General features: G+C 68.1%; 1 protein-coding gene. It reads right to left on the minus strand.

The window, feature by feature from the left end; genetic code table 11:
* A partial coding sequence (gene apbC / locus GBZ26_RS29350) for an iron-sulfur cluster carrier protein ApbC (RefSeq protein ID WP_174441798.1) occupies window positions 1-1,134 on the minus strand: 1,134 nt, incomplete at its 3' end.
* Window positions 1,135-1,434: the final 300 nt, after the last annotated feature.

Raw genomic sequence — 1,434 nt, forward strand, 5'->3', positions numbered from 1 at the left:
CTCGCCGGCGATCTTCTCCCACAGGCGTTTGGCGATTCCGCGGTAGACCTTCGCGTGTTCCGACTCGGGCTGCGACACCACGATGGGCTGGCCCTGGTCGGAGGTCTCGCGGATGTCGAGGTGCAGCGGGACCTCGCCGAGGAACTCCATGCCCAGGTCCGACGCCTCCTTGCGGGCGCCGCCGTGGCTGAAGATGTCCGTGCGGTGGCCGCAGTTCGGGCAGCAGAAGTAGCTCATGTTCTCGATGATGCCGAGGACGGGCACGTCCACGCGGCGGAACATGTTCAACCCCTTGCGGGCGTCGAGCAGGGCGATGTCCTGCGGGGTCGAGACGATGACCGCCCCGGCCAGCGGCACCTGCTGCGCCATGGTGAGCTGGGCGTCGCCGGTGCCCGGCGGCATGTCCACCACCAGAACGTCGAGCGTGCCCCAGTTCACGTCGCGCAGCATCTGCTGGAGCGCGCTCATCACCATCGGGCCGCGCCAGATCATCGGCGTGTCCTCGGCGACCAGGAAGCCCATCGACATCACCTTGATGCCGTAGTTCTCCATCGGCTCCAGGATCTTGCCGTCGCGGCTGGTCGGCCGGCCGGAGATGCCCAGCATGCGCGGCATGGACGGGCCGTAGATGTCGGCGTCCAGAAGCCCGACCTTCAACCCGTTCGCCGCCATGGCGAGGGCGAGGTTGCTGGCCGTGGTGGATTTGCCGACGCCGCCCTTGCCCGACGCGACGGCGACGATGGCCCTCACGCCCGGCACCAGCGGCTTCTGCTCCGCCGGCTGCTGCCCATGGGAGTGGCCGTGGGAGTGCCCCTGGCCGCCATGGGAGTGACCGCCGTGGGAATGCCCGTGGCCCTGCTGCGGGGCGGCACCCTGCCCGGCGGGGCGGTGCGCCGTCAGGACCGCGGTGACCGACAGGACGCCCGGCATGGCCTCCACCGCTTTCTCGGCGGCGTGGCGCACCGGCTCGGCCTGGGCGCCGCGCTTGGGGTCCACTTCGATCGAAAAGGCGACGTGCCCGTCACGCACGACAAGGCCGGAAAGCATGCCGAGGCTGACGACGTCCTTGCCCCGTTCCGGATCGACAACCGTCCTCAGAGCTTCAAGGACTTGAGCTTCGCTGACCTGCGCCATGGTTGAAAACTCCGCTTCCTTCCCGATATTGGCGGATATCCGTCGGTGAAATCCTTCCCCGAATGGGATGGGCACTATAGGGCCGGCGGACAATAATGGTAAAGGGATCGGACGGTCCGGAAACGATTTGTTTTCCGGAATTTCCGTCCCAAGAATTGAGAGAGCGCGAAGGGGAACGAACGGAATGCCGTGGAGCAATCAGGGAGGGGGCGGCGGTGGCGGCCCCTGGGGTCCTCCGCCGGGTGGTGGCGGTCAGAATCCGGGGGGCCGTCCGCCGGGTGGCGGTGGCGGCGGTGGTGG

Origin of the sequence: Azospirillum formosense (assembly GCF_013340925.1) — a bacterium.
In the GTDB taxonomy this organism is placed as follows: domain Bacteria; phylum Pseudomonadota; class Alphaproteobacteria; order Azospirillales; family Azospirillaceae; genus Azospirillum; species Azospirillum formosense.